Below are 284 nucleotides of genomic sequence, written 5' to 3' on the forward strand. Positions count from 1 at the left end.
GCCTGGAGGCGGCGGGCGCGGCCTCCTTCCGGGAGACCACGACCATCGGCCTGCGTTACCACCCCGTGGGGGGCGCGGTGCTCGCGCGCGCCGCCCGCACGGTCGAGCACGACGGCCGGTCGGTTCGCGTGAAGATCGTGGCGCGGCCGGGCGGTCGCACCGCCAAGGCGGAGGCCGACGACGCCCGTGACCGAGCGGGCCACGCGGCCCGGGCCGCCCTACGCCGCGAGGCCGAGCGCCTCGCCCTGGAACAGGAGCAGGAGGAGCGGTGACGCGCCAGCATC

At 78.2% G+C, this 284-nt stretch carries 1 protein-coding gene; it reads left to right on the forward strand.

The window, feature by feature from the left end:
• A partial coding sequence (gene larC / locus ACLBX8_RS32155; RefSeq protein ID WP_447716468.1) for a nickel insertion protein occupies nucleotides 1-272 on the forward strand: 272 nt, incomplete at its 5' end.
• Between the last annotated feature and the right edge of the window lie 12 nt (nucleotides 273-284).

Source organism: Methylobacterium sp. D48H, from assembly GCF_053345715.1.